Source organism: Thiobacter sp. AK1 (genome assembly GCF_039822265.1).
Lineage (GTDB): Bacteria > Pseudomonadota > Gammaproteobacteria > Burkholderiales > Thiobacteraceae > Thiobacter > Thiobacter aerophilum.
The window spans coordinates 386809-407952 of sequence record NZ_JBAJEX010000001.1; the positions used below are offsets into that span (position 1 = coordinate 386809).

At 63.2% G+C, this 21144-nt stretch carries 19 protein-coding genes, 3 tRNA genes and 1 pseudogene; 8 read left to right on the plus strand and 15 right to left on the minus strand.

The features are described 5' to 3' along the window. Window positions 1–172 precede the first annotated feature (172 nt). Window positions 173–1060: a CheR family methyltransferase gene (locus V6E02_RS02030; RefSeq protein ID WP_347306635.1), complete on the plus strand. Its 888-nt coding sequence runs from the start codon at window positions 173–175 to the stop codon at window positions 1058–1060. Between the two features lie 52 nt (window positions 1061–1112). Continuing rightward, window positions 1113–1736 (plus strand): annotated as a pseudogene (locus tag V6E02_RS02035) (chemotaxis protein CheB); the annotation flags it as partial. Between the two features lie 43 nt (window positions 1737–1779). On the opposite strand, the gene V6E02_RS02040 reads toward V6E02_RS02035, so the two are convergent. The 11 genes from V6E02_RS02040 to V6E02_RS02090 all read right to left on the minus strand — a co-directional run bounded on the left by V6E02_RS02040 (window position 1780) and on the right by V6E02_RS02090 (window position 11516). Beyond that, complete coding sequence (locus V6E02_RS02040; RefSeq protein WP_347306637.1) at window positions 1780–3681, minus strand: SurA N-terminal domain-containing protein; 1902 nt, start codon at window positions 3679–3681, stop codon at window positions 1780–1782. Window positions 3682–3753: 72 nt separating this feature from the next. Further along, a tRNA-Asp gene (locus V6E02_RS02045) sits at window positions 3754–3830 on the minus strand. Between the two features lie 49 nt (window positions 3831–3879). Next, window positions 3880–3955 (minus strand) — tRNA-Val (locus tag V6E02_RS02050). Window positions 3956–4045: 90 nt separating this feature from the next. Continuing rightward, window positions 4046–4336, minus strand: coding sequence for an HU family DNA-binding protein (locus V6E02_RS02055; protein ID WP_488212599.1), 291 nt, complete (start codon window positions 4334–4336; stop codon window positions 4046–4048). A gap of 212 nt (window positions 4337–4548) precedes the next feature. Continuing rightward, window positions 4549–6966, minus strand: coding sequence for an endopeptidase La (gene lon / locus V6E02_RS02060; protein ID WP_430626754.1), 2418 nt, complete (start codon window positions 6964–6966; stop codon window positions 4549–4551). Between the two features lie 457 nt (window positions 6967–7423). Continuing rightward, complete coding sequence (gene clpX / locus V6E02_RS02065; RefSeq protein ID WP_347306641.1) at window positions 7424–8677, minus strand: ATP-dependent Clp protease ATP-binding subunit ClpX; 1254 nt, start codon at window positions 8675–8677, stop codon at window positions 7424–7426. Between the two features lie 31 nt (window positions 8678–8708). Then, window positions 8709–9338 (minus strand): ATP-dependent Clp endopeptidase proteolytic subunit ClpP, encoded by a 630-nt coding sequence (clpP, locus tag V6E02_RS02070; protein WP_347306643.1) that lies wholly within the window; start codon window positions 9336–9338, stop codon window positions 8709–8711. A 24-nt stretch (window positions 9339–9362) separates the two neighbouring features. Beyond that, window positions 9363–10664 (minus strand): trigger factor, encoded by a 1302-nt coding sequence (tig, locus tag V6E02_RS02075; RefSeq protein ID WP_347306645.1) that lies wholly within the window; start codon window positions 10662–10664, stop codon window positions 9363–9365. Between the two features lie 57 nt (window positions 10665–10721). Next, window positions 10722–10806, minus strand: a tRNA-Leu gene (locus tag V6E02_RS02080). Between the two features lie 146 nt (window positions 10807–10952). Further along, window positions 10953–11204, minus strand: a complete 252-nt coding sequence (locus tag V6E02_RS02085; RefSeq protein ID WP_347306647.1) for a hypothetical protein — start codon at window positions 11202–11204, stop codon at window positions 10953–10955. 15 nt (window positions 11205–11219) lie between these two features. Then, a complete protein-coding gene (locus V6E02_RS02090; RefSeq protein ID WP_347307101.1) occupies window positions 11220–11516 on the minus strand; it encodes a transposase in 297 nt (98 codons plus the stop codon). A 264-nt stretch (window positions 11517–11780) separates the two neighbouring features. Here V6E02_RS02090 and hpnC point away from each other — a divergent pair, with 264 nt between their 5' ends. From hpnC to V6E02_RS02110, 4 genes are all read left to right on the plus strand, one after another. After that, window positions 11781–12599 carry a squalene synthase HpnC gene (gene hpnC / locus V6E02_RS02095; RefSeq protein ID WP_347306649.1) on the plus strand — a complete coding sequence of 273 codons (819 nt, stop codon included), beginning with the start codon at window positions 11781–11783 and terminating at the stop codon, window positions 12597–12599. Between the two features lie 157 nt (window positions 12600–12756). Next, window positions 12757–13587, plus strand: coding sequence for a presqualene diphosphate synthase HpnD (gene hpnD, locus V6E02_RS02100; protein ID WP_347306651.1), 831 nt, complete (start codon window positions 12757–12759; stop codon window positions 13585–13587). Beyond that, the gene (gene hpnE / locus V6E02_RS02105; protein ID WP_347306653.1) at window positions 13584–14906 is read left to right on the plus strand and encodes a hydroxysqualene dehydroxylase HpnE; all 1323 of its coding nucleotides are present in this window, start codon (window positions 13584–13586) and stop codon (window positions 14904–14906) included. The genes hpnD and hpnE overlap by 4 nt, the downstream gene beginning before the upstream one ends. Next, window positions 14903–15652 (plus strand): YciK family oxidoreductase, encoded by a 750-nt coding sequence (locus V6E02_RS02110; RefSeq protein WP_347306655.1) that lies wholly within the window; start codon window positions 14903–14905, stop codon window positions 15650–15652. The genes hpnE and V6E02_RS02110 overlap by 4 nt, the downstream gene beginning before the upstream one ends. Here the strand turns inward: V6E02_RS02110 and V6E02_RS02115 are convergent. Continuing rightward, a complete protein-coding gene (locus V6E02_RS02115) occupies window positions 15645–16340 on the minus strand; it encodes an FHA domain-containing protein (RefSeq protein ID WP_347306657.1) in 696 nt (231 codons plus the stop codon). The genes V6E02_RS02110 and V6E02_RS02115 overlap by 8 nt on opposite strands. Window positions 16341–16349: 9 nt before the next feature. Then, complete coding sequence (locus V6E02_RS02120; protein ID WP_347306659.1) at window positions 16350–17162, minus strand: PP2C family protein-serine/threonine phosphatase; 813 nt, start codon at window positions 17160–17162, stop codon at window positions 16350–16352. A 340-nt stretch (window positions 17163–17502) separates the two neighbouring features. Here V6E02_RS02120 and V6E02_RS02125 point away from each other — a divergent pair, with 340 nt between their 5' ends. Further along, the gene (locus V6E02_RS02125) at window positions 17503–19065 is read left to right on the plus strand and encodes a serine/threonine protein kinase (RefSeq protein WP_347306661.1); all 1563 of its coding nucleotides are present in this window, start codon (window positions 17503–17505) and stop codon (window positions 19063–19065) included. A gap of 9 nt (window positions 19066–19074) precedes the next feature. Continuing rightward, on the plus strand, window positions 19075–19491 hold the full coding sequence (locus V6E02_RS02130) for a TssQ family T6SS-associated lipoprotein (RefSeq protein ID WP_347306663.1): 417 nt from the start codon (window positions 19075–19077) through the stop codon (window positions 19489–19491). Window positions 19492–19499: 8 nt separating this feature from the next. Here V6E02_RS02130 and V6E02_RS02135 read toward each other — a convergent pair whose 3' ends face one another. After that, window positions 19500–20264 carry an FHA domain-containing protein gene (locus V6E02_RS02135; RefSeq protein WP_347306665.1) on the minus strand — a complete coding sequence of 255 codons (765 nt, stop codon included), beginning with the start codon at window positions 20262–20264 and terminating at the stop codon, window positions 19500–19502. 7 nt (window positions 20265–20271) lie between these two features. Next, window positions 20272–21084, minus strand: coding sequence for a PP2C family protein-serine/threonine phosphatase (locus V6E02_RS02140; RefSeq protein ID WP_347306667.1), 813 nt, complete (start codon window positions 21082–21084; stop codon window positions 20272–20274). Window positions 21085–21144: the final 60 nt, after the last annotated feature.

The following is a 21144-nucleotide window of genomic DNA, read 5'->3' on the forward strand; positions in this document are numbered from 1 at the left end:
GCCAGGCGTGGCGGGCTCAAGCCTTTAGGCCTGCGACCGATGTATTGTTCCATGGCAGCCCATCCGGGATCAGGCGTCCTGACCGGCTGGCGCAATCACCCCGCGGCCGGGTCATTGCGCCACCTGGCCCCGCCGCCAACAAGGCCCCCTTCGCGCGCGTGAGTGAAAAGCCATGAGCCGAGACCGCACAGCCGGCACGCAGCACTCGAGCGAGCCCCACGGCCAAGATGGTCGGGAGTTTCCCTTCACCGAACAGGATTTCGAGCGCGTCCGCAAGCTCATCTACGAGCGAGCCGGCATTTCGCTCTCACCCATCAAGCGCGAGATGGTGTATAGCCGGCTCGCGCGGCGCTTGCGTGCCACCGGCCATCGCAGCTTCGCCGAATACCTCACCCACCTGGAGCGCGGCTACCCGGAAGAATTGGAAGCCTTCACCAATGCGCTCACCACCAATTTGACGGCGTTTTATCGCGAGGCGCACCATTTCCCCATCCTGCAGGAATTCCTCCGCCCACGCATGCGCCAACCCCAGATCCATATCTGGTGTGCGGCCGCCTCGACTGGCGAGGAGGCCTACTCCATCGCCATGAGCGTGGCCGAGCTGTTTGGTAGCATCCCGCCCCATGTGAAGATCCTGGCCTCCGACGTGGACACTCAAGTGCTGGAAAAAGCGCGCGCAGGCATCTACCCACTCGAACGGGTGCAAAAGCTGCCCGAGCATCTGGTGCGCAAATATTTCCTGCTCGGCCAGGAAGGGGTGGCGCGGGTGAAACCCGAGCTTCGGGAGATGATCACCTACCGCCGCATCAACCTGCTGGATGAGCGCTGGCCCATGCACGGGCCCTTCGATGCGATCTTCTGCCGCAATGTGATGATTTATTTCGACAGACCCACGCAGCGGCGGATCCTGGAAAAATTCGTGCCCCTCTTGACCCAGGACGGATTGCTCTTCGCCGGCCATTCCGAGAGCTTTCATTACGCCACCGACCTGTTCAAGCTCCGCGGCCGCACGGTGTATGAGCTCGCTGCCGAAGCCCGCGCACGGGCCTGGCGAGGTTGACTATGGGTCCAACTTCGAGGCACCGAAGGCGATGAACGACGACGCTTTGCCAGCGCCGGTGAGCAGTGACCCCGCAGCTGAGATCATCGTAGTGGGCGCCTCCACGGGTGGCACCGAGGCGATCAAAGCCCTCCTCATGCAAATGCCCGCCGATGGCCCGGGCATCCTCATCGCCCAGCACATGCCGCCCGCATTCACCGCCGCCTTCGCGAAACGCCTCGACGGCTTGTGCAAGATCAGGGTCAAGGAGGCCGTCCACGGCGAGCGGGTACTGTCGGGCCATGCCTATGTGGCCCCTGGCCATTCCCATCTCCTGCTCGCCCGCAGCGGCGCCCATTACGTGTGTGAGTTGTCGCAGAGTCCACCGGTAAACCGGCACCGCCCTTCGGTGGATGTGCTGTTCCGCTCCGCCGCCAACTGCGCCGGCCCCGACGCCATCGGTATCATCCTCACCGGCATGGGCAAGGACGGTGCCCAAGGCATGCTGGAAATGAAACGCGCCGGGGCCTACACCTTCGCGCAGGATGAAGCGAGCTCTGTGGTGTATGGCATGCCAAAGGAAGCCGTCGCCCTGGGCGCGGTAGACGAAATCGTGCCCCTGGCGCAAATGGCGAGCCGCGTACTGATTCACCTGGCCCAGCGGGGTGAGCGCGCCATGCGTATTTCGCGGCCGTGAACAAGGACGCGCTCACCCCCGGGCTGGTGGTGTTTCGCCTCGCTTAGCGCTCGCTCTTGTCCAGCACGCCCTTGCGCACCGTCACCTTGGCCTGCTGGCGCAGGCTATCCACGTAAGCCTGGGTAAGCAAAGATGCCTGGGCACGCTTTAGCAGTGCGGGCGCGATCTGCTGCGCCGCTTTGAGTCGATCCTCCGCCCGGCTCACCCGGGAGATTCGGTAGATGACGTAACCGTCCGCCGTCTCCTGCCCCATGTAGCTCGGCAAAGTCTCGACAGGCGCGGTGAACACCGTGCGTAGGGCTTCGGCATCAAGTCCGGCCGGCGCGCGCCGATCCACGAAACGGGGTGCATCGAACTTGAGACTGGCCACGGCTTCGCCCTTGCGCAGGCGTTCTAGGAGCGCCTGCCCCTGTTCACGCGCCCGCTTCACGGCCTGCTCCCGCGCCAGGATGCGGCTAATTTCCGCGCGTACCTCCGCTAAGGGGCGTTGGCCTGCCGGCTTGTGTTCCAGCACGCGCGCGGCCACCAGGGTATTGGGTGCCACCTCGATGGCTTCCGTGTTGCGTCGCTCCTTGATCGCCTCCTCGGCAAACAGCGCAGCATGGAGACGCTCGTTGTCGAAAGGTGGAGGTGCTTTCCCTTCACGCGTGATCCAGTCCGTGGTCTGGATCTTCAGGCCATACTGCGTGGCAGCAGGTTCCAGGGAACCGAATTGCGCATACACCAGATCGCCGAATTTTTCCGCTTCCTCGTTGAAGCGGCGCTGCGCCGCCTCGCGCCGCGCGGCCTCCGCGACCCGCTCCCGCACCTCCTCGAAGCTGCGTGCCCGCGGGGGTTCCACGCTCTTCAACCAGAGGATGTGCAAGCCCGCTGGTGAACGCACCGGCCCAGCCACCTCGCCCGGCTTCATGCCGAACAGCACGCGTTCCACCTCCGGAAACAAGGAGCCAGGCGTAATCACGCCGAGATCCCCACCCAGCGCAGCGCTGGCGGGATCCTGCGAGTAACGCTTGGCCAGCTCGCCGAAGCGCTCAGGGGCAGCCTTGGCCTGGGCGAGAATGTCGGTCGCCTGCTTCTGCGCGGCCGCGATTTCCTCTGCCGAGGCACCCGGACCGAGACGGATCAGGATGTGGGCCGCATGGCGCTTCTCCGGCTCGCCGAATTCCGTGCTGTGACGTTGAAAATAGTCTCGCAGCTGCGCCTCGTTGATCTCGATGCCGGAAAGGAGCGTGTCTGGCGAGAACACCACGTACGCCGCGCGGATCTGCTCGGGCATGCGGCCGAGCTCCGGATGAGTCTGGTAGTAGGCCTCAATCGCTGCGTCATCCACGTGAACCTGCCCCATTAGCGCGTCCGCGCTCATCACCGCGCGGCTCACCTCGCGGCTTTCCGCCAGGGCCTGGGCTAGCTGCTCTGCCGCTACCTGGGGCACGATTGCCGACGCCACCGCCACGCCCAGCATTTGATTGGCCAAAGCCTCCTGGCGCAGGAGTTGTAGGAACTGGGAGCGGGACCATCCGCGCTGAGCGAGGAAGGCATTGAGGCGCCGCTCGGAAAATCGGCCCTCTTCCTGGAAAGCTGGCTCGGTAGCCAGCTGGGCGAGCAGCGTTTCCTCTGGAATGTCATAGCCGCGGGATCGCGCGGCCTCAAACAGCACGCGGCTGCGAATGAGCTCCTCCAGAACGCGTTGGCGCAGCTCGGTCGATTCGAGTCGGGCGTGATCCCGTTCCCCCAGCTCTCGCAGCCGCGCCTGCTCCCGCTTGAGCAAATCGTCGAATTCAACCGCGGAAATCTTCTGCCCGTCTACCTCAGCCACCCATTGTGCACCGCCCGTCCCGCGGAAATAGGCATCCACACCGAACAAGGCGAAAGAAATGATGATGAGGCCGAGCAGAATACGGGCGAACCAGCCCTTCATGCGCTCGTGAATGGTGTCGGACAGCATGGCTCCCATCCCGATGGGCGCGTAAAACGCGCCCCCAATAATGGAAAAGGGCGAGACTGGCTCGCCCTTGTTTGGCGGAGTGGACGGGACTCGAACCCGCGACCCCCGGCGTGACAGGCCGGTATTCTAACCGACTGAACTACCACTCCTGAAACGGTTGCACTGCGACGGCGCCCACTGAGACTAGCAGGGATGCCCTGGTGGGTGCTGACGGGCTCGAACCGCCGACATTCGCCTTGTAAGGGCGACGCTCTACCAGCTGAGCTAAGCACCCGCACCCGGCCCCAGCGCCGCCGGAACCCGGGTTAGCGCAACCCCGAGTTATCTAGACTAGGCCATCCACGCGGGGTTGCGCCAAAGCTCACTAGTTTATCGCATCTTTCAGCGCTTTGCCAGCGCGGAATTTCGGCACTCTGGCAGCCTTGATCTTGATGGTGGCGCCGGTGCGGGGATTACGGCCGCTGCGCGCTGCGCGCTTACCCACGTAGAACGTACCAAAACCCACTAGGGTGACGCTGTTGCCCTTCTTGAGTGTCTGCTGCACCGCCGCTAGCACCGCGTCCAGGGCGCGACCGGCAGCGGCTTTGGAAAGATCGGCGTTCTTCGCGATCGCCTCGATCAGTTCGGATTTGTTCACGTGAAGTCCCCTTTCGATTTGGAATGATGTGGCCGGAGTGACGCTGACTGCAAAGCGCTTTATAGCAGCGGGAAAAAAGGGGTGTCAAGCAATGGCCCCATGCATAACCAGCTTCGCCGATCCTGCGCATGCAACCCAGAAAGTGCATCAACAACGTGCGACAAGGCATTCAGCACGCACGGAAACGGGCGCCCAAGGCGCCCGTCTTTACCTTCACCGCGCGCCTGCGCTCAGTGCTTGATCACCGCCTCGGCTTCCACCTTGGCTTCTGGCTGGGTCACTGACACCGCCGACGCGGCGGTCTCGGGCAGCGGTGTGGGCTTGCGCTCAAGCGCCGTGTCCAGCACCTGCTCGATCCAGCGAACCGGCTGGATGTCCAGTTTGTTCTTGATATTGTCTGGAATCTCGCCCAGATCCTTCACATTCTCCTGGGGGATCAGCACCGTCTTGATGCCACCCCGGTGCGCCGCCAGCAGTTTCTCCTTGAGGCCGCCAATGGGGAGCACCTCACCGCGCAGCGTGATCTCGCCCGTCATAGCCACATCGGCGCGCACCGGGATGCCTGTGAGCACCGATACCAGCGCCGTACAGATGGCGATGCCGGCACTGGGCCCATCCTTTGGCGTCGCACCTTCCGGCAGGTGGATGTGGATGTCATTGTTCTGGTAGAAATCCACCGGGATCCCCAGCACGGCGGCGCGGCTACGCACCACGGACAAGGCCGCCTGAATGGACTCCTGCATCACTTCACCCAGCTTGCCGGTGGTGATGGTCTTGCCCTTGCCAGGCAGCCGTACTGCCTCGATGGTGAGCAGCTCGCCGCCCACCTCCGTCCAGGCCAGCCCGGTAACCTGCCCCACCTGGTTGCTTTTCTCCGCCATGCCATAGGTGAAGCGGCGCACCCCCAGGTAGTGCTCCAGGTTGCGGGAACTGACCGTGATGCGAGACGTCTTCTTCCCAGTAAGCAGCGTCTTCACCACCTTGCGGCAGATCTTGGCGATCTCCCGCTCCAGATTACGCACGCCCGCTTCCCGCGTGTAGTAGCGGATGATGTCGCGGATCGCGCTTTCCGTGATGTTGATCTCTTCCGGTTTGAGCCCATGCGTCTTCATCTGCTTGGGCAGCAGATAACGCGTAGCGATGTTGATCTTTTCATCTTCCGTGTAGCCGGCCAAGCGGATCACTTCCATCCGGTCCAACAGAGGCGCCGGAATGTTGAGCGAGTTGGCCGTTGCCACGAACATCACGTCGGAAAGATCGTATTCCACCTCCACGTAATGATCGACGAAGGTGTGGTTCTGCTCCGGATCCAGCACTTCCAGCAGCGCGGAAGAAGGATCGCCACGGAAGTCCATGCCCATCTTGTCCACTTCATCGAGCAGGAACAGCGGATTGCGCACGCCGACCTTGGTCATGCTCTGCAAAATCTTGCCGGGCATGGCGCCGATGTAGGTGCGCCGGTGGCCGCGAATCTCCGCCTCGTCGCGCACGCCGCCCAGCGCCATGCGCACGAACTTGCGGTTCGTGGCCTTGGCGATGGACTGCCCGAGGGAGGTCTTGCCCACCCCAGGTGGCCCCACCAGGCACAGGATGGGCGCCTTCAGCTTGTCCACCCGCTGCTGCACGGCTAGATATTCGATGATGCGCTCCTTCACCCGCTCCAGGCCATAATGATCCTGGTCGAGGATCTCCTCGGCCTTGCGCAGATCGTTACTGATCTTGGTCTTCTTGCGCCAGGGCAGGCTGACCAGCGTCTCGATGTAATTGCGCACCACGGTGGCTTCCGCCGACATGGGCGACATCAAGCGCAGTTTCTTGAGCTCAGCCATCGCCTTTTTATGGGCTTCCTTGGGCATGCGCGCCGCCTTGATGCGCTTTTCCAACTCGTCGAGATCGGCGCCTTCCTCCAGCTCGCCCAGCTCCTTCTGGATCGCCTTCACCTGTTCGTTCAGGTAGTACTCGCGCTGGCTCTTCTCCATCTGGCGCTTAACGCGGCCACGGATGCGTTTTTCTACCTGCAGAATGTCGATCTCGGCAGACAACAGGCTGAACAGATGCTCCAGCCGCGCATGCACGTCCATCATCTCCAGGATCTGCTGCTTCTGCTCCAACTTGATGGGCAGATGGGCGGCGATGGTATCCGCCAGCCGCCCGGCGTCGTCGATGCTCGCCAGCGAGGTGAGGATCTCAGGAGGAATCTTCTTGTTCAGCTTGACGTACTGGTCAAACTCCGACAACACGCTGCGCATCAGCGCCAGCGTCTCGTGGTCGCTGGGCGCCTCGATCTTGCGAATCACTGCTTCGGCGGCAAAATGGGTCTTTTCGTCGAGAAACTGCGTGATCTCGGCACGGTGGTTGCCCTCTACCAACACCTTCACGGTGCCATCGGGCAGCTTGAGCATCTGCAAGATGCTTGCGACACTGCCCACACGGTAGAGATCGTCGGTCGTCGGTTCGTCCTTGGACGCCGACTTCTGGGCCACCAGCAGGATGTGCTTGCCGGCCTCCATTGCCGCCTCCAGGGCCTTGATGGATTTGGGGCGGCCCACGAACAGGGGAATGACGATGTGGGGGTAGACCACCACGTCGCGCAGGGGCAGCAGGGGCAGGGTCACGCGTTCGGCGAGCATTTCGGGTTGGGCGCTCATGTCTAGGGTACCTAAAGTTAAGGGTTACGGCCCAGGGATGGGGGCAGGAAGGGGGAATTCAACCCATATTTCTTGGGACGCGGGATGGGGGTGGCCCCAGGCGCACCTGGGTTGCGCAAGACGGCCGCGGGCCAGATTGAACACCTGGCCGAGCAGTCGAGCGCGCGCCGGGCCGCCTGGGGCCGTCCGCACCCGCGCAGGCGCGGCTGGCATCTCAAAAAACGGTGATGAATGTCGGTTGCTGCGCAGTTCATCGGGCACGCGCCGGTCGAATGGATAATCTGGGTTCGAGGACTTTCCCGCCCTGCAGCTCCCGACAGGTAACAGAGATGCTCCCTGGTTAGCATCAAGGGCACGTCCCGTTCCTTGTTGACCACAAAGATCCGGAAACGTTCTCGGCGCACCGGGGAGAGGCCACGCCGTGCGGCGGCTGCGGCCGGCCCGTAACGAAATGCGTTCAGGCGACGCGTGGCTGGTCAGCGTAGATCAGCTTGGGCGGCGCGTTATGGGTGATGACGTCCTCGTCCACCACGACCTTGGTGACATCCTTCTTCGAGGGGAGCTCGAACATGATGTCGAGCAGCGCATGCTCGAGGATGGAGCGCAGACCGCGCGCCCCGGTCTTGCGCTGCAAGGCCCGCTTGGCGATGGCGGTGAGGGCCTCTTCGCGGAATTCCAGCTCGACCCCTTCCATTGCGAAGAGCTTCTGATACTGGCGGATGAGGGCGTTCTTGGGTTCGGTGAGGATTTGCACCAAGGCTGCTTCGTCCAGCTCCTCCAGGGTCGCGACCACCGGCAGACGGCCGACGAACTCTGGAATGAGGCCGTACTTGATGAGGTCTTCCGGCTCGACGCTACGCAGCACCTCGCCGATAGCCTTGCGGTTATCGCGGCTTTTCACCTCGGCGCCGAAACCGATGCCGCCTTTCTCGGAGCGGTTGCGAATGATCTTTTCCAGACCGTCGAAGGCGCCACCGCAGATGAACAAGATATTGGTGGTGTCCACCTGGACGAATTCCTGGTTTGGATGCTTGCGCCCACCCTGGGGCGGCACCGAGGCAATAGTGCCCTCGATGAGCTTGAGCAGCGCTTGCTGCACCCCTTCGCCAGAGACATCCCGGGTGATGGAGGGGTTGTCAGACTTGCGGGAAATCTTGTCGATCTCGTCGATATAGACGATGCCCTGCTGAGCCTTCTCCACGTTGTAGTCACACTTCTGCAGCAGCTTCTGGATGATGTTTTCCACATCCTCGCCCACGTAGCCGGCTTCGGTGAGGGTGGTGGCATCTGCCATCACGAAGGGCACGTTGAGCAGCCGCGCCAGGGTTTGCGCAAGCAAGGTCTTGCCGGAACCAGTGGGCCCAATGAGCAGAATGTTGCTCTTGGACAGCTCCACGTCGTCGGCCTTGGCCCCGGTCTTGAGCCGCTTGTAGTGGTTGTACACGGCCACCGAAAGGATCTTCTTGGCATGATCCTGACCGATCACATACTGGTCGAGGATCTTACGGATCTCTGCCGGCACTGGCAGCTCGGAGGCGCTTTTCGCGGCTTGTTCGTTTTGCACCTCCTCGCGAATGATGTCATTGCACAGATCCACGCACTCGTCGCAGATGAACACGGACGGACCCGCGATGAGCTTCTTTACTTCATGCTGGCTCTTGCCGCAGAAAGAGCAATAGAGAAGTTTTTCGTTGCCGGATTTGTCGCTCATGGCGTGGTCCTTCGATTACCGTTTGGAGACATTAAACCGAACTTTCGTTCCGGTTGACAAGCACCTTGTCCACCAGGCCGTAGGCGACAGACTGCTCGGCACTCATGAAAAAATCCCTGTCGGTGTCGCGTTCGATGACCTCCACCGGCTGGCCAGTGTGCTTGGACAGAAGCTCGTTGAGACGGGAGCGCAGATAGAGGATCTCGCGCGCATGGATCTCGATGTCGGAAGCCTGCCCCTGGAACCCACCCAAAGGTTGGTGAATCATGGTGCGCGAGTTGGGCAGGCAGTAGCGCTTGCCCTTGGCGCCCGCCGCCAGTAGAAACGCGCCCATGCTGGCCGCTTGGCCGATGCACAGGGTAGAGACGTCGGGCTTGATGAACTGCATGGTGTCGTAGATGGCCAACCCCGCCGACACCGACCCGCCGGGGGAGTTGATGTAGAGGAAAATGTCTTTGTCCGGGTTTTCCGACTCCAGGAACAAAAGCTGGGCCACCACCAGGTTGGCACTCATCTCGTTGACGGGACCGACTAGGAACACCACCCGCTCGCGCAACAGGCGGGAATAGATGTCGTACGCCCGCTCGCCGCGGCCGCTCTGCTCGATCACCATGGGGATATAACCGAGCCCCTGCGGTTCCATCCTGCTACGGTCGATCATGTCGAAATACCTGTCCTTGTCCGTTTACTGGGCAATACCCATCAATTCATCGAAGGTAATGGGCTTGTCCGTGACTTGAGCGATACCCAAAACCCAATTTACCACATTCCGTTCCAGCGCCAAGGATTCGGCCTCGGCCAGACGTCCCGGTTCCTGGTAGTACCACTGCACGATCCGTTCCGGCTGCTCGTAGCTTTGGGCGAAGTCTTCCACCACTGCCTTCACCTGCTCCGGCGTGGCGTGCAGGTCGTGGGCTCTCACCAATTCCGCCAGGATCAGCCCCAGCTTAACACGCCGCTCCGCCGATTCCCGGATCGCTTCCGGCGGCAGCGGCAGCTCGCCCTTGAAACCGCGACCCGCCAGGTCCTCGCGCATGCGCTGCGCCAGCCGCTGCGCTTCGAGCTCCACCAGCGCGCGAGGAAGCTCCACCGGCGTGCTATCCAACAGTGCTTGCATCACCTGCTCCTTGAGCCGAGCCTCGATGCGCTTTTTCACCTCGCGTTCCAGGCTGGCGCGAATCTCAGCCCGCATCTTGGTGACGTCGCCGTCCTCGATCCCCAGCGCCTTCGCAAACTCCGGACCCACCTCGGGCAATCCAGGTTCGAGCACGCGTTTGACGCGAAGTTCAAAAGTCGCGGTCTTGCCCGCCACGTCCCGGCCCTGATAGTCCTCGGGGAAACTCACCTGTACCGTCTTGGTCTCGCCGGGACGCATCCCCAGGATGGCGTCCTCGAAGTCCTTGAGGGCGCGCCCCGCGCCCAACACGAAGGGATAGTCCTGGGCCTCCCCGCCTGGGAAAGATTGGCCGTCTATGGTGCCGCGGTAGTCCACCTCTACGCGATCACCCGCCTGAGCAGGGCGATCCACAGGCTCGAAAGTCGCCCGTTGTTTGCGCATGATCTCGATGGTCTTGTCCACGTCCGCCTCGGTGATGGTCACCTGCGGCCGCTCGATGGTGACGCTGCTCAAATCGCCGAGCTTGACCTCCGGATAGATCTCGAAGGTCGCGCTGAATTCCAGCGCATCCGCCCCCTGCTCCGATACCGACTCGAGACGGGGATAGCCGGCCACCCGCAGCGACTGTGCCTGCAACACTTCGGCGATGCGGCGTTCCATGGTCTCGCCGATCACCTCACGTCGAACTTCCCCGCCGTATTGTTGGGCCACGATCTTGAGCGGCACCTTGCCCGGCCGGAAGCCGTGTACCTTGACCGTCTTGGCCAACCGCTTCAGACGCACCGCCACCTCGCTGTCGATTTCCGTGCGCGGCACGGTGATGCGGATGCGCCGCTCAAGCTGGCTAATGTTTTCCACGGTTGCTTGCATGTTGAATCCCCAAAGAATGCGGTTGGCTCGGTTGCGGACGGCCGGCGGCCCAAACGATGGTGCGAAAGGCGAGACTCGAACTCGCACGCCTTGCGGCGCTGGAACCTAAATCCAGTGCGTCTACCAATTCCGCCACTTTCGCTAAACTTTTCAATTTTACCCGCTCAGCCTCGCCCTGTCACTTTAGCCCCCGTCACGGGGCTATGGGGCGCACCGATGACTGTTTCTTGCCAAGGGTCGTTCCATCGTCTTCCCAGTCAAGAGCACCAGATGCCAGGACGCGAGGCGTTACACCGGCGAGCTGGGTTGACACCTTCCGAGCCTCTGGAGACGACGCGCTTTCACCGCGAGAAGTGGTTGCCGCCGCAGGCGCGGCAGCACGACCCCTTTGCGCACGCGCCAATCGAATCCGAGGCCGAAGTTCTGCGCCAGCCCAGCATAGGGATCCAGGGCGCGCCGCAGGGCGGCCGCGCGGGCGGTACTGGTCTTGTTCATGTAGGCGACAAAGACCCAGTAGGTGGCCCACCGCTTACTGAGCACTACATTAATAACGCCTCATACCGAGGCATAGGCACAAGACGGCGCATGGAACAAGGGGGCGACGATCCGCGGCATTTTCTGCAAGCTGCGCAACATACGCTGGACGGTGGTCTTCATTGCCTCCTTGGTCTGGGTAGTCGCCTGGGCGATGCGGCTTTTCACATGCGCCCAGGCAAACTGGTCGGGATTCAACTCCGGGGCATAGGGCGGCAGGAAGAACAGCTCGATTGCATCGGCGTTTGCGGCGACGAAGCGGCTGACCACTCTCGCCTTGTGCACCGGGTGGCCATCGACGATAAAGTCGACCTCAATCTCAGCCCGTCACCCCGCCGCCAATGCCCGCCGCGGAAAGTCACAGAAAAGGGGTTGCACACTCTTCTCGAAAATCTGTGGAACGGCATGCGCAGCCTTGCCGCTTTCATTGCACCAGAGAAACCCGCACGCATATGCTGCTGTCAGTCCACTAGAGCCGGCGGCCCGCGATCGATGGGCACGCGTTTTCCTCCCCTTGCGCTAAACGCGTCGCACGCCCTGGTGTAGTTTCCCTGGCCGGGAATCTCGGCTAAGCTGGCGCGGATGTTCAATACCGTCCACCACTACGAGAACTTTCCCGTCGCCTCGCTGATCCTGCCGCGCCGTCTACGCGAGCCGGTACGCCATATTTACGCCTTCGCGCGCCAGGCCGACGACATCGCGGACGAAGGCCATGCGACGCCGGCGCAGCGGCTTGCTCAGCTCGCGGCACTTAGGCAGGACCTTGACCGCATCGCCGCGGGCGAAACGCCAGGCTCGCCCGTGATGCAGACCTTGGCCCGCACCATCCGCGCCCACGCACTACCCATCGAGCCCTTCCACGATCTGCTGGACGCCTTTGCTCAGGACGTGGTCAAGAGCCGCTATGCCCACTTTGGCGAGGTGATGGCGTATTGCCGCCGCTCCGCCAATCCCATCGGGCGGCTGCTGCTCGCCCTCTACGGAGAGCAGGATAGACGGGCGATCGCCCAGTCCGACGCCATTTGTGCGGCGCTGCAGCTCATCAACTTTCTGCAGGACATCGCCGCAGATTACGCGCGTGGCCGGATTTATCTGCCTCAGGACGAGATGGAGAAATTCGGCGTGACCGAATCCCAGATCGCACGCGGGGACACGCAAGGCACCTGGTGGCCCTTCATGCGTCACCAGATCGAACGCGCGCGCAAGATCCTTGCAGCGGGCGCGCCGTTGGGCAAAAAGCTGCCCGGCCGGCTGGGGTTGGAGCTGCGGCTCATCATCCTCGGGGGCGAAACCATCTTGCGCAAGATCCACGCCGTAGCAGGCGATGTGTTTCGCCAGCGGCCGACACTCACGCCGGCTGACTGGCCGCGCATGCTCTGGCGGGCCCTGCGGGCAAAATAGTGAGCATTACGTAAGTCGGTGACAGCTTTGTGTCGTCCCCGCGAAAGCGGGGACCCAGGAACATGGCGAGGAATACCCTGGATTCCCGCTTTCGCGGGAATGACGTTTGACTTACGCACCCTGTCAACGACTTACGTAACGCTCAATAGGAAGTCTCATGACGCCCGACCAGTATTGCCAAGAAAAGGCCGCGCAGAGCGGCTCCAGCTTCTACTATTCGTTTCTCTTTTTGCCCAAGGAAAAGCGTGCGGCGATCACCGCACTCTACGCCTTCTGCCGTGAAGTAGATGATGCCGTGGACGACTGCACCGATCCGCAAGTCGCCCGCATCAAGCTGGCCTGGTGGCGGGAGGAACTCGCCAAGCTGTACCTGCAAAAGCCAAGACATCCGGTTACGCGTGCTCTCCTGCCCGCGGTCAAGCGTCATGATCTGCCCCGCGAGCAGTTCGAGGAAATCATCGACGGCATGGAGATGGATCTCCAACACAACCGCTATCCCGATTTCAAGTCGCTCAAGCTCTATTGCTACCGCGTCGCCTCCGTGGTGGGCCAGCTCTCCGCTATTCTGTTTGGTGTCAGCGACCGGCATACGCTCAAATACGCCCACGACCTGGGGCTCGCGTTTCAGCTCACCAACATCATTCGTGACGTGGGGGAAGATGCGCGCCGCAACCGCATCTACCTGCCGCTAGACGAACTCGCTCGCTTTGGTGTTTCTGAACAGGACATCCTAGCGCGTCGTCATACCCCGGCCTTCCGCGGGCTCATGGCCTTCCAGGTGGAGCGGGCACGCGAGTTCTATGCGCGTGCGTTGGCACAACTGCCCATGGTCGACCGCCGCAACCAGCGTCCTGGACTCATCATGGCGGCCATCTATCAAGCCCTGCTCACCGAAATCGAGCGCGACGACTTTCAGGTACTCAACCGGCGCACCGCCCTCACCCCCTTGCGCAAGTTCTGGCTGGCCTGGAAGACCTGGATCAAATGACCGCGGACGCGCAACCCCATGCAGTGGCGGTGATCGGCGCGGGCTGGGCCGGACTTGCGGCCGCCGTAAAGCTAGCCGCTCATGGCATGCCGGTGACGGTGTTCGAAAGCGCGCCTCACGCGGGCGGGCGCGCGCGCAGTGTGTGGCGACACAAACTCGAGTTGGACAACGGCCAGCACGTCATGCTGGGGGCCTACCGAGAGACACAGGCCCTGCTCGATCTCGTCAATCCCGGGTGGCGCGCTCAGGTCGTGCGCCTGCCGCTGCGGCTGCTAATGAAACCGGGGTTCTCGCTAAAAGCGCCCCGTCTGCCCGCACCTTGGCATCTGGCCGCGGCGTTGATCACCGCCCGGGGCCTTGCTTGGGCCGATCGTCTGGCCGCCCTGCGCTTCTTCACCACGCTCTCCCGGCAAAGCTTCCGCCTCGAGCGGGACCGGCCCGTGATCGAACTGCTCAGGCAGCACCGCCAGACGCGCGCTTTGTGTGCGTACCTCTGGCACCCCCTTTGTTTCGCCGCCCTCAACACCCCGCCCGCCGTGGCCTCGGCGCAGGTATTCGCGAACGTGTTGCGCGAAACCTTTGCCCACCGCCGCGCCGACAGCGATCTGTTGCTGCCGCGCGTCTGCCTCTCCCACCTGTTTCCAAAACCCGCTGCGGCGTTCCTGCGCCGGCATGGCGGGGCGCTGGCCTGTCGCCAGAAAGTGACACGCCTAAAGCCCATGGCCGCGGGTTGGCAGGTGATGACCGCAAACGGCGCAGCAGTCTTTCGGCACGTCATCTGTGCCCTGCCACCGGTCGCCGCCGCGCGCCTCCTCGAGACTCTGCCCGGCTTAGAGGAGACGGCCGCACGCCTTGGCAGACTCGAGTATGAGCCCATTTACACCCTCTATCTGCGCTACCGGGAGCAGGTCCGGCTCGACGCGCCCATGGTGGGACTTCTGCACGGGCCGGGACAGTGGGTGTTCGACCGCGGCCAGCTCACCGGTCCTGCCAATCTGCTGGCGGTGGTGATCAGCGCCCACGGCCCCCACGAAACGCTGGACCACACGCATCTGGGCCAGGCCGTGACCCGGCAGCTATGCGATGAGCTCGGCATTTGCGCCCCACCCCAGGACGTCTGGGTGATAGCCGAAAAACGCGCCACCTTCGCTTGCACGCCGAACCTTCTGCGTCCCGAAGCGCGCACGCCGCTTGCCGGTCTGTTCCTGGCCGGCGACTGGGTGGGCACCGGCAGGCGCGAGGCCGACTACCCGGCCACCATCGAGGGCGCAGTGCGAAGTGGAGTACAATGCGCGCGCCACATTCTGGAGTCCCCATGAATTCCTACCAAGCCCCGCCCGACCTGCTCAAGGACCGGGTCATCCTCGTCACCGGCGCGGGCCAAGGCATCGGCCAGGCCGCGGCGTTGAGCTTCGCCGCCCATGGCGCCACGGTGATCCTCCTGGGTCGCAATGAGCAGCGCTTGAACGCCACCTACGATCTCATCGCGGATGCCGGCCACCCCGAGCCGGTGTTGTTCACGCTCGATCTGGAGCAGGCCGGCGACCGGGATTTCGAGCAGATGGCCGATGCCATCGAGGGCCAGCTGGGGCGGCTGGATGGGATTTTGCACAACGCGTCGCGGCTGGATGCGTTGGCGCCGCTCGCGCTGGAAACGCTGGAACAATGGCTAGGTATTTTGCGCGTGAATCTGGTGGCGCCCTTCGCCCTCACCCGAGCCTGTCTGCCCCTGCTCAAGGCGGCACCCGATGCCTCGGTGCTGATGACCTCGGACACCCATGGCCGCAAACCGACCGCTTACTGGGGCGCTTTCGGGGTCGCCAAGTGGGCCCTGGAAGCCTTGGTGAAGACCTGGGCCCAGGAGCTGGAAATCACGCCCCAGGTGCGCATCAATGCGCTGGTGCCCGGACCGGTGCAATCGCCGCAGCGGCGCAAGACCCACCCCGCAGAGCTACCCCACACGTTGCCGCGGCCCGAAGCGATCATGCCCGCCTATTTGTATCTCATGGGGCCGGATAGCCGGGGCGTGAGCGGCCAGATTCTCGACGCCCAAGGCGTCACTTGAGGAAGAATTGCAGCCTCTCGCCGTCGATCTCGATCTGATCGAGATTGTCCAGGGCCTGGGGTTCGACTCCGATGCTGCGTCCGTTGACCAACGGCGGTCGCCGGCCACTGACATGGGTGATGAAATAGCCATGGGGCCTGCGGCTGATGATGGCGCGGTTGCCAGGCCGACCGAAGGCCGTGATGGGCCGGGAAAGCTCGATTTCTTGCCCCGCGCCTGCCCCCGACAGTAAGCGCACCGCCCCCAGCGGAAACACGTTCTTGACGGCACGTGCAGTGGCTACCGCGGTCTCCACCTGCAGCCCGGCGTTGATCGCCAGCTCCACCCCTGCCTCTTTGAGCCGGGTGCGATCGAAGGCGGGAATCAGCAGGGTCTTGTCGAAATCCATGTCCGGCAACGCCTTCTGGTTCACGTACTTGATCTTGTAGCGGCCCACCTCGATCACATCACCATTCTGCAGAATGTGCCGCTCGATGCGGCGGCCGTTCACCAGAGTGCCGTTGGTGCTCTTCAGATCCTCCAGGATCTGGTCGTTGCCCACGGTGAGGATCACCGCATGCTCCTTACTCACGCCCTGATCGTTGATCTGGATGTCACAGTTGGGCCGACGCCCGATCACGAAACGCTCCTTCTCCAAGAAGTAGTTGCCAAGCACCGTGCCATTGAGGCTTAAGACCAGCTTCGCCATGTATCCTCCTCAGCCGCGCCGCCAGGCGGAAAAGAACCGCCCCCAGAAGCCCCGGCGCGCGGGGAAGGGACGATCCACCCGGATCGCGGCCACCGAGATGTTGTCATGACCGCCGTTGTCGTTGGCCATGATCACCAGCTGTTTTACCAGTAGCGGAATGTTCTCTTGCAACGAGACCATGGCCAGCTCGATGTCTGCATCGTCCACCATGTCGTTGAGTCCGTCCGTGCAGAGCAGATAGATGTCGCCCGGCAAGGCGCGCTCCTGCCGCACGTCCACGACGATGTTCTGGTTCACGCCCAGAGCGCGAGTGACGAGATTGCGGTTGTGGGATACGCGCGCATCCTCGGCACTGATCAGGCCCATTTCCAGCTGCTCCTGCAGCAGGGAATGATCCACCGTAAGCTGCTCCAGCTTGTCGTGGCGCAGCCGATAGGCACGGGAATCGCCGGCATGGGCAATGGCCACCATGTCGTCATGGAACAGGGCCATCACCAAGGTCGCACCCATGCCCTGGAACTGGGCCCGGTTGTGGGCCGCGTGGTAGATGGACTGGTTGGCGCGGTTGACTGCGGCTCGGATCGCCTCGGCAGACACCGGGTTGCCGTTGGAGCGCCCCTCACCGAGCTGGGCCTTCAGCTCGTTGCCGACGATCATGGTGGCCATACCCGCCGCCACGTCGCCGGCCTTGTAGCCACCCATACCATCGGCCACGACGACCAGGCCGATGTCCTCGTCCACGGCCACGCTGTCTTCGTTGAAATTGCGCACCAAGCCTGCATCGCTCAGGCTGGCGATGGTCAAGGCATTCCGGATTTTCATCTCTTACGCTGTCCCGTATCTGGCTGCCCGCCGCGGGCGGCGCCCCTGCCCAAGACCGGCCCCCACTTTTCCTTGCAGGATATTACTGTCGCGCGCATGCGGCTGGGCTTAACTTTTTGTTCACTTTGACGCTATGGGCATGAAGCTTGCGCCAGCCGGTTTTCCCCAAGAGGGACCGACAGATGGCGCATGGCAGCCGTTAACGGCCGGAAACTGCCGGACTTGAGCCGGGGGATAAGGGGCACTTTGCCGCGCTTGACATCGGCCAGCGGGAAAAACTACCGTTAGTACCTTCACTTGCCGCGCCCGCGTGCCGGCGCACAACAAGGCATTGTCCGCCATGGTCATCGAAAAGCTGGGTCGTTACATCGTCGTTGAGGAGCTGGGTCAAGGCGCCATGGGTGTGGTGTACAAGGCGGTGGATCCTCTGATCGACCGCACCGTGGCCATCAAGACGATCAATCTCGACCTCTCCCGCGACGAGCTGGAAACTTTCGAAAAACGGTTCCAGCGTGAGGTGCAATCCGCGGGCAAGCTCAACCACCCCAACATCGTCACCATCTACGACGTGGGCCGTGCCGAAGGCGTGGCCTACATGGCCATGGAGTTCCTGGAAGGCAAGGAACTGCGGGAAATTCTCGATTCCGGCGTGGTCCTGCCCTTGGACAAGGTGGTACACATCGCCGCCCAGGTATGCGACGGGCTCGCCTTCGCCCACGAGCACGGCATCGTGCACCGCGACATCAAGCCGGCCAACATCATGGTGATGAAGAACGGCATGGTCAAGATCACGGACTTCGGCATCGCCCAAGTTTCGTCCGCCTCGCGCACCATGGCCGGCATGGTCATGGGCTCACCCAAATACATGTCCCCTGAGCAGGTGGTGGGGCAGACGGTGGATGGCCGCTCGGACATCTTCTCGCTGGGCGTGGTGTTGTACGAAATGCTCACGGGCAAGACGCCTTTCGTGGGCGACAACATCAGCGCCATCATGTATCAGATTCTCAACGAGGAGCCCATCCCGCCCAAAGCCTTCAACCAGAACGTGCCGGATTCCCTCAATTACATCGTCCTCAAGGCCTTGGCCAAGCATCCGGACGCGCGCTACCAGACGGCCAAGGAAATGGCGCGCGACCTACGCAAGTACAAGACACTGCAAATCCCTGCCCCCGGCGAAACGCCGCCGGCAGCACCCATGGAGCGCCGCAAGACGCCGCGCAACAGCCTAGGCGATGCCACCCAAGTGATCGCCCGTCTCAGCGACGATGGCGCGCCTGCGGCCCCGACGCCCGCGCCAGGCATCTCCGCCGTCCACTGGCCACGCTGGGCGCTGCTCGCGGGCGTGCCCCTGCTTTTCGCCGTGTTCGTGGCCGTGGTCCTGAGCCGATCGCCGGGGTCCCCAGCGCCAGCGGGCGCCCCCGCGCAACCAGCCGCGCCAGTGCAATCTCCGGCCGCGCCAGCAGCCGCCGCACCGCCCCACGCACTCGCCACCGCGCCCGGGCAAACGACGCCGGCAACCCCGCCCGACGCCCGCCGCGAGGAACGCTCCGAACCCGCGGCCGTCAGCGCCCGACCGCAACCGACGCCGGAACGCCAGGCAAAGCCAGCGGCCCCTGCACGACTCAAGGCTGCGCCCCTCACCTCCACGGCGCAAACGCGCGTGGTGGAAGAAGCCGCCACACCCATTACGGCCAGCGGAACCTTGCAGCTCGCCATCGCCCCTTGGGGCGAGGTATTCGTGGATGGCGTGCGCCAGGGCGTGAGCCCGCCCCTGCGGGAAATCAAACTGCCGCCGGGGGACCACACCATCTTGGTCGTCAACCAGACCTTTGCCCCCTATTCCCAGACCATGCGCGTGGAAGCGGGCGGCACCTACAAGATCAAGTACAAGTTCAACAAATAGGACAGACCCATGATGGAGATACGCTGGATTCCCTTGCTTCTGGCCGCATGTCTGGCCGCTGGTTGTGCCAGCCAGACCGCGCGCGAGCTGGGTGTGGACAAGCTCGCGCCCCGCAAGGCGGAGAAGCTCCTTTCGACGGGCATCAGCCAGTACGAGGACGGCAATTACAAGGCGGCCCAGAAGAACCTCAACGATGCGCTGGATGCGGGCCTCACCTTCCAATCAGACAAAGTCGCGGCGCGCAAATACCTGGCCTTCATTTACTGCTCGTCAGGTCAGGAACGGGCCTGCCGCGACGAGTTCCGGCGCATTTTCGAGCTCGATCCCCAGTTCACCCTCGACGCCACCGAGGAAGGCCATCCCATCTGGGGTCCCATCTATCGGGCGGTGAAGGCGGAGATGGCGGCGCGCAGCCGCGCCCGCTGAAATGGGCATCAACGATAGAAGAATTCCAAGCGGGTGCCGGCCACGTCCAGGATGTCATGATCCTTCAGGGGATGGGGCGCCGCACCCACCTCCACGCCATTGACCTGGGGATAGCTGTCACCTTCCGCGAAAGTCAGGAAATAGCTGCCGCCGCGGCGACTAATGATGGCCGTCTGAATGCCGGGCTTGCCCAGGGTGGTAACGGCGCGGGTCAGGGCCGTCTCCCGCCCCGCGCCCGGACCGGCCAACAGGCGCAAATGCCCGAGCCCACTGGGCCGAGCCTCACCCAGCAGCACAGTAGCACACTCGATTGCAGCACCCCCCTCGACCGCCGTGTCCACGAGTTCGCGTGTCAAGGGAAGGTCGCTGGGAACCGCCACGTGAAACAGGGTATCGCCCGCTTGCGGTGCCACCGCCCGCACCGTCTCCTCCTTGAGCGGGCCAGTGTCAGGCGCACGCCAAGAAGGCGCCGGTTCCACCCAGGGCTCGTGCACGTAGCGCAGGGTGAACGTGCCGATCGTGACCTCGTCTCCGTCCTGGAGATGGTGATGACGGATGAGGCGGCCGTTCACGCGCACCCCATTCATGCTGTTCAAGTCCTGGATGAAAGAATCGTTGCGAATGGTGATCACCAGCGCGTGCTCGTTGCTGACGGAGAGATCGTCGAGCACGAGTTCGTTGTCGGCGCGGCGGCCGATGCGGATGCGTTCCTGGTTAAGCACGCGCTCGCCGAGCGCATTGCCGCTGATATCGACGATGATGAGTCTGGACATGGCTGGCTCAGACGAGACGCACCACGATGACGGAGACATTGTCGTAGCCGCCGGCCCGGTTGGCGGCTGCGACCAGTTCGCGCGCCACCGCCTGCACGTCACCGGCGTTGGCCGCGAGGATTGATCCGATGTCGGCATCTGCAATCATGTCGAACAGGCCGTCGGTGCACAGCAGATAGAGATCACCAGGCAAGAGCGTCTGTTCCTGCACATCCACCTCCAGCCCTGGTTCGACCCCTAGTGCCCGCGTGATCAGGCCTCGCCCGCCCATGAGGCGCGCCTGCTCAGGGGTGAGCAGACCGAACTCGATCTGCTCCTGCAACACGGTGTGATCCACGGTGAGCTGTTCCAGCTGCCCGCCACGATAGCGGTAAACGCGGGAATCTCCGATGCTGGCGATGATGGCACGCTGGCCATAAAAGAGCACGGCCACCAAGGTGGTGCCCATGCCGGCGTATTCCGGCTCCTGCAGACTGGCTTCGAAGACGGCGCGGTTGGCCTTGAGGATGGCCGTGCACAGTCGCATCGCAGGCTGGCTCAGCACCGGCGCGCAGCCCTCCCGCGCCGGCAGCGACAGAGGCAACTGGCGGAACTCTGATAGCACCGTGCGCACCGCGAGCCGGCTCGCCACCTCGCCCGCATTGCAGCCGCCCATGCCATCGGCGACCAGGAACAGAGCCGCCTCGGCGTCCCATGCCAAGGCGTCCTCGTTGTTGCGACGCAGAAGGCCGGCATCGGTCCATGCCGCGCATTCCGCACGCAGGTTCTGGTGGGTTGAAGCCGGCTGCCCCATGCCTAGATGCATTTGTATGTCACGCAAGCCGATCGATCTCAGCGCCGGAAAAGCACCTGCCGGCATGACGGCATTATTACGTCGTCA

What these genes read in the sequence shown, in the direction of transcription:
- V6E02_RS02040 (WP_347306637.1), bottom strand. Translation starts at nt 3,681, where the DNA reads ATGCTGTCCGACACCATTCACGAGCGCATGAAGGGCTGGTTCGCCCGT.
- lon (WP_430626754.1), bottom strand. Translation starts at nt 6,966, where the DNA reads ATGAGCGCCCAACCCGAAATGCTCGCCGAACGCGTGACCCTGCCCCTG.
- V6E02_RS02030 (WP_347306635.1), top strand. Translation starts at nt 173, where the DNA reads ATGAGCCGAGACCGCACAGCCGGCACGCAGCACTCGAGCGAGCCCCAC.
- hpnE (WP_347306653.1), top strand. Translation starts at nt 13,584, where the DNA reads ATGACCGCGGACGCGCAACCCCATGCAGTGGCGGTGATCGGCGCGGGC.
- V6E02_RS02125 (WP_347306661.1), top strand. Translation starts at nt 17,503, where the DNA reads ATGGTCATCGAAAAGCTGGGTCGTTACATCGTCGTTGAGGAGCTGGGT.
- V6E02_RS02135 (WP_347306665.1), bottom strand. Translation starts at nt 20,264, where the DNA reads ATGTCCAGACTCATCATCGTCGATATCAGCGGCAATGCGCTCGGCGAG.
- V6E02_RS02110 (WP_347306655.1), top strand. Translation starts at nt 14,903, where the DNA reads ATGAATTCCTACCAAGCCCCGCCCGACCTGCTCAAGGACCGGGTCATC.
- V6E02_RS02130 (WP_347306663.1), top strand. Translation starts at nt 19,075, where the DNA reads ATGATGGAGATACGCTGGATTCCCTTGCTTCTGGCCGCATGTCTGGCC.
- clpP (WP_347306643.1), bottom strand. Translation starts at nt 9,338, where the DNA reads ATGATCGACCGTAGCAGGATGGAACCGCAGGGGCTCGGTTATATCCCC.
- tig (WP_347306645.1), bottom strand. Translation starts at nt 10,664, where the DNA reads ATGCAAGCAACCGTGGAAAACATTAGCCAGCTTGAGCGGCGCATCCGC.
- V6E02_RS02115 (WP_347306657.1), bottom strand. Translation starts at nt 16,340, where the DNA reads ATGGCGAAGCTGGTCTTAAGCCTCAATGGCACGGTGCTTGGCAACTAC.
- V6E02_RS02120 (WP_347306659.1), bottom strand. Translation starts at nt 17,162, where the DNA reads ATGAAAATCCGGAATGCCTTGACCATCGCCAGCCTGAGCGATGCAGGC.
- hpnC (WP_347306649.1), top strand. Translation starts at nt 11,781, where the DNA reads ATGTTCAATACCGTCCACCACTACGAGAACTTTCCCGTCGCCTCGCTG.
- clpX (WP_347306641.1), bottom strand. Translation starts at nt 8,677, where the DNA reads ATGAGCGACAAATCCGGCAACGAAAAACTTCTCTATTGCTCTTTCTGC.
- hpnD (WP_347306651.1), top strand. Translation starts at nt 12,757, where the DNA reads ATGACGCCCGACCAGTATTGCCAAGAAAAGGCCGCGCAGAGCGGCTCC.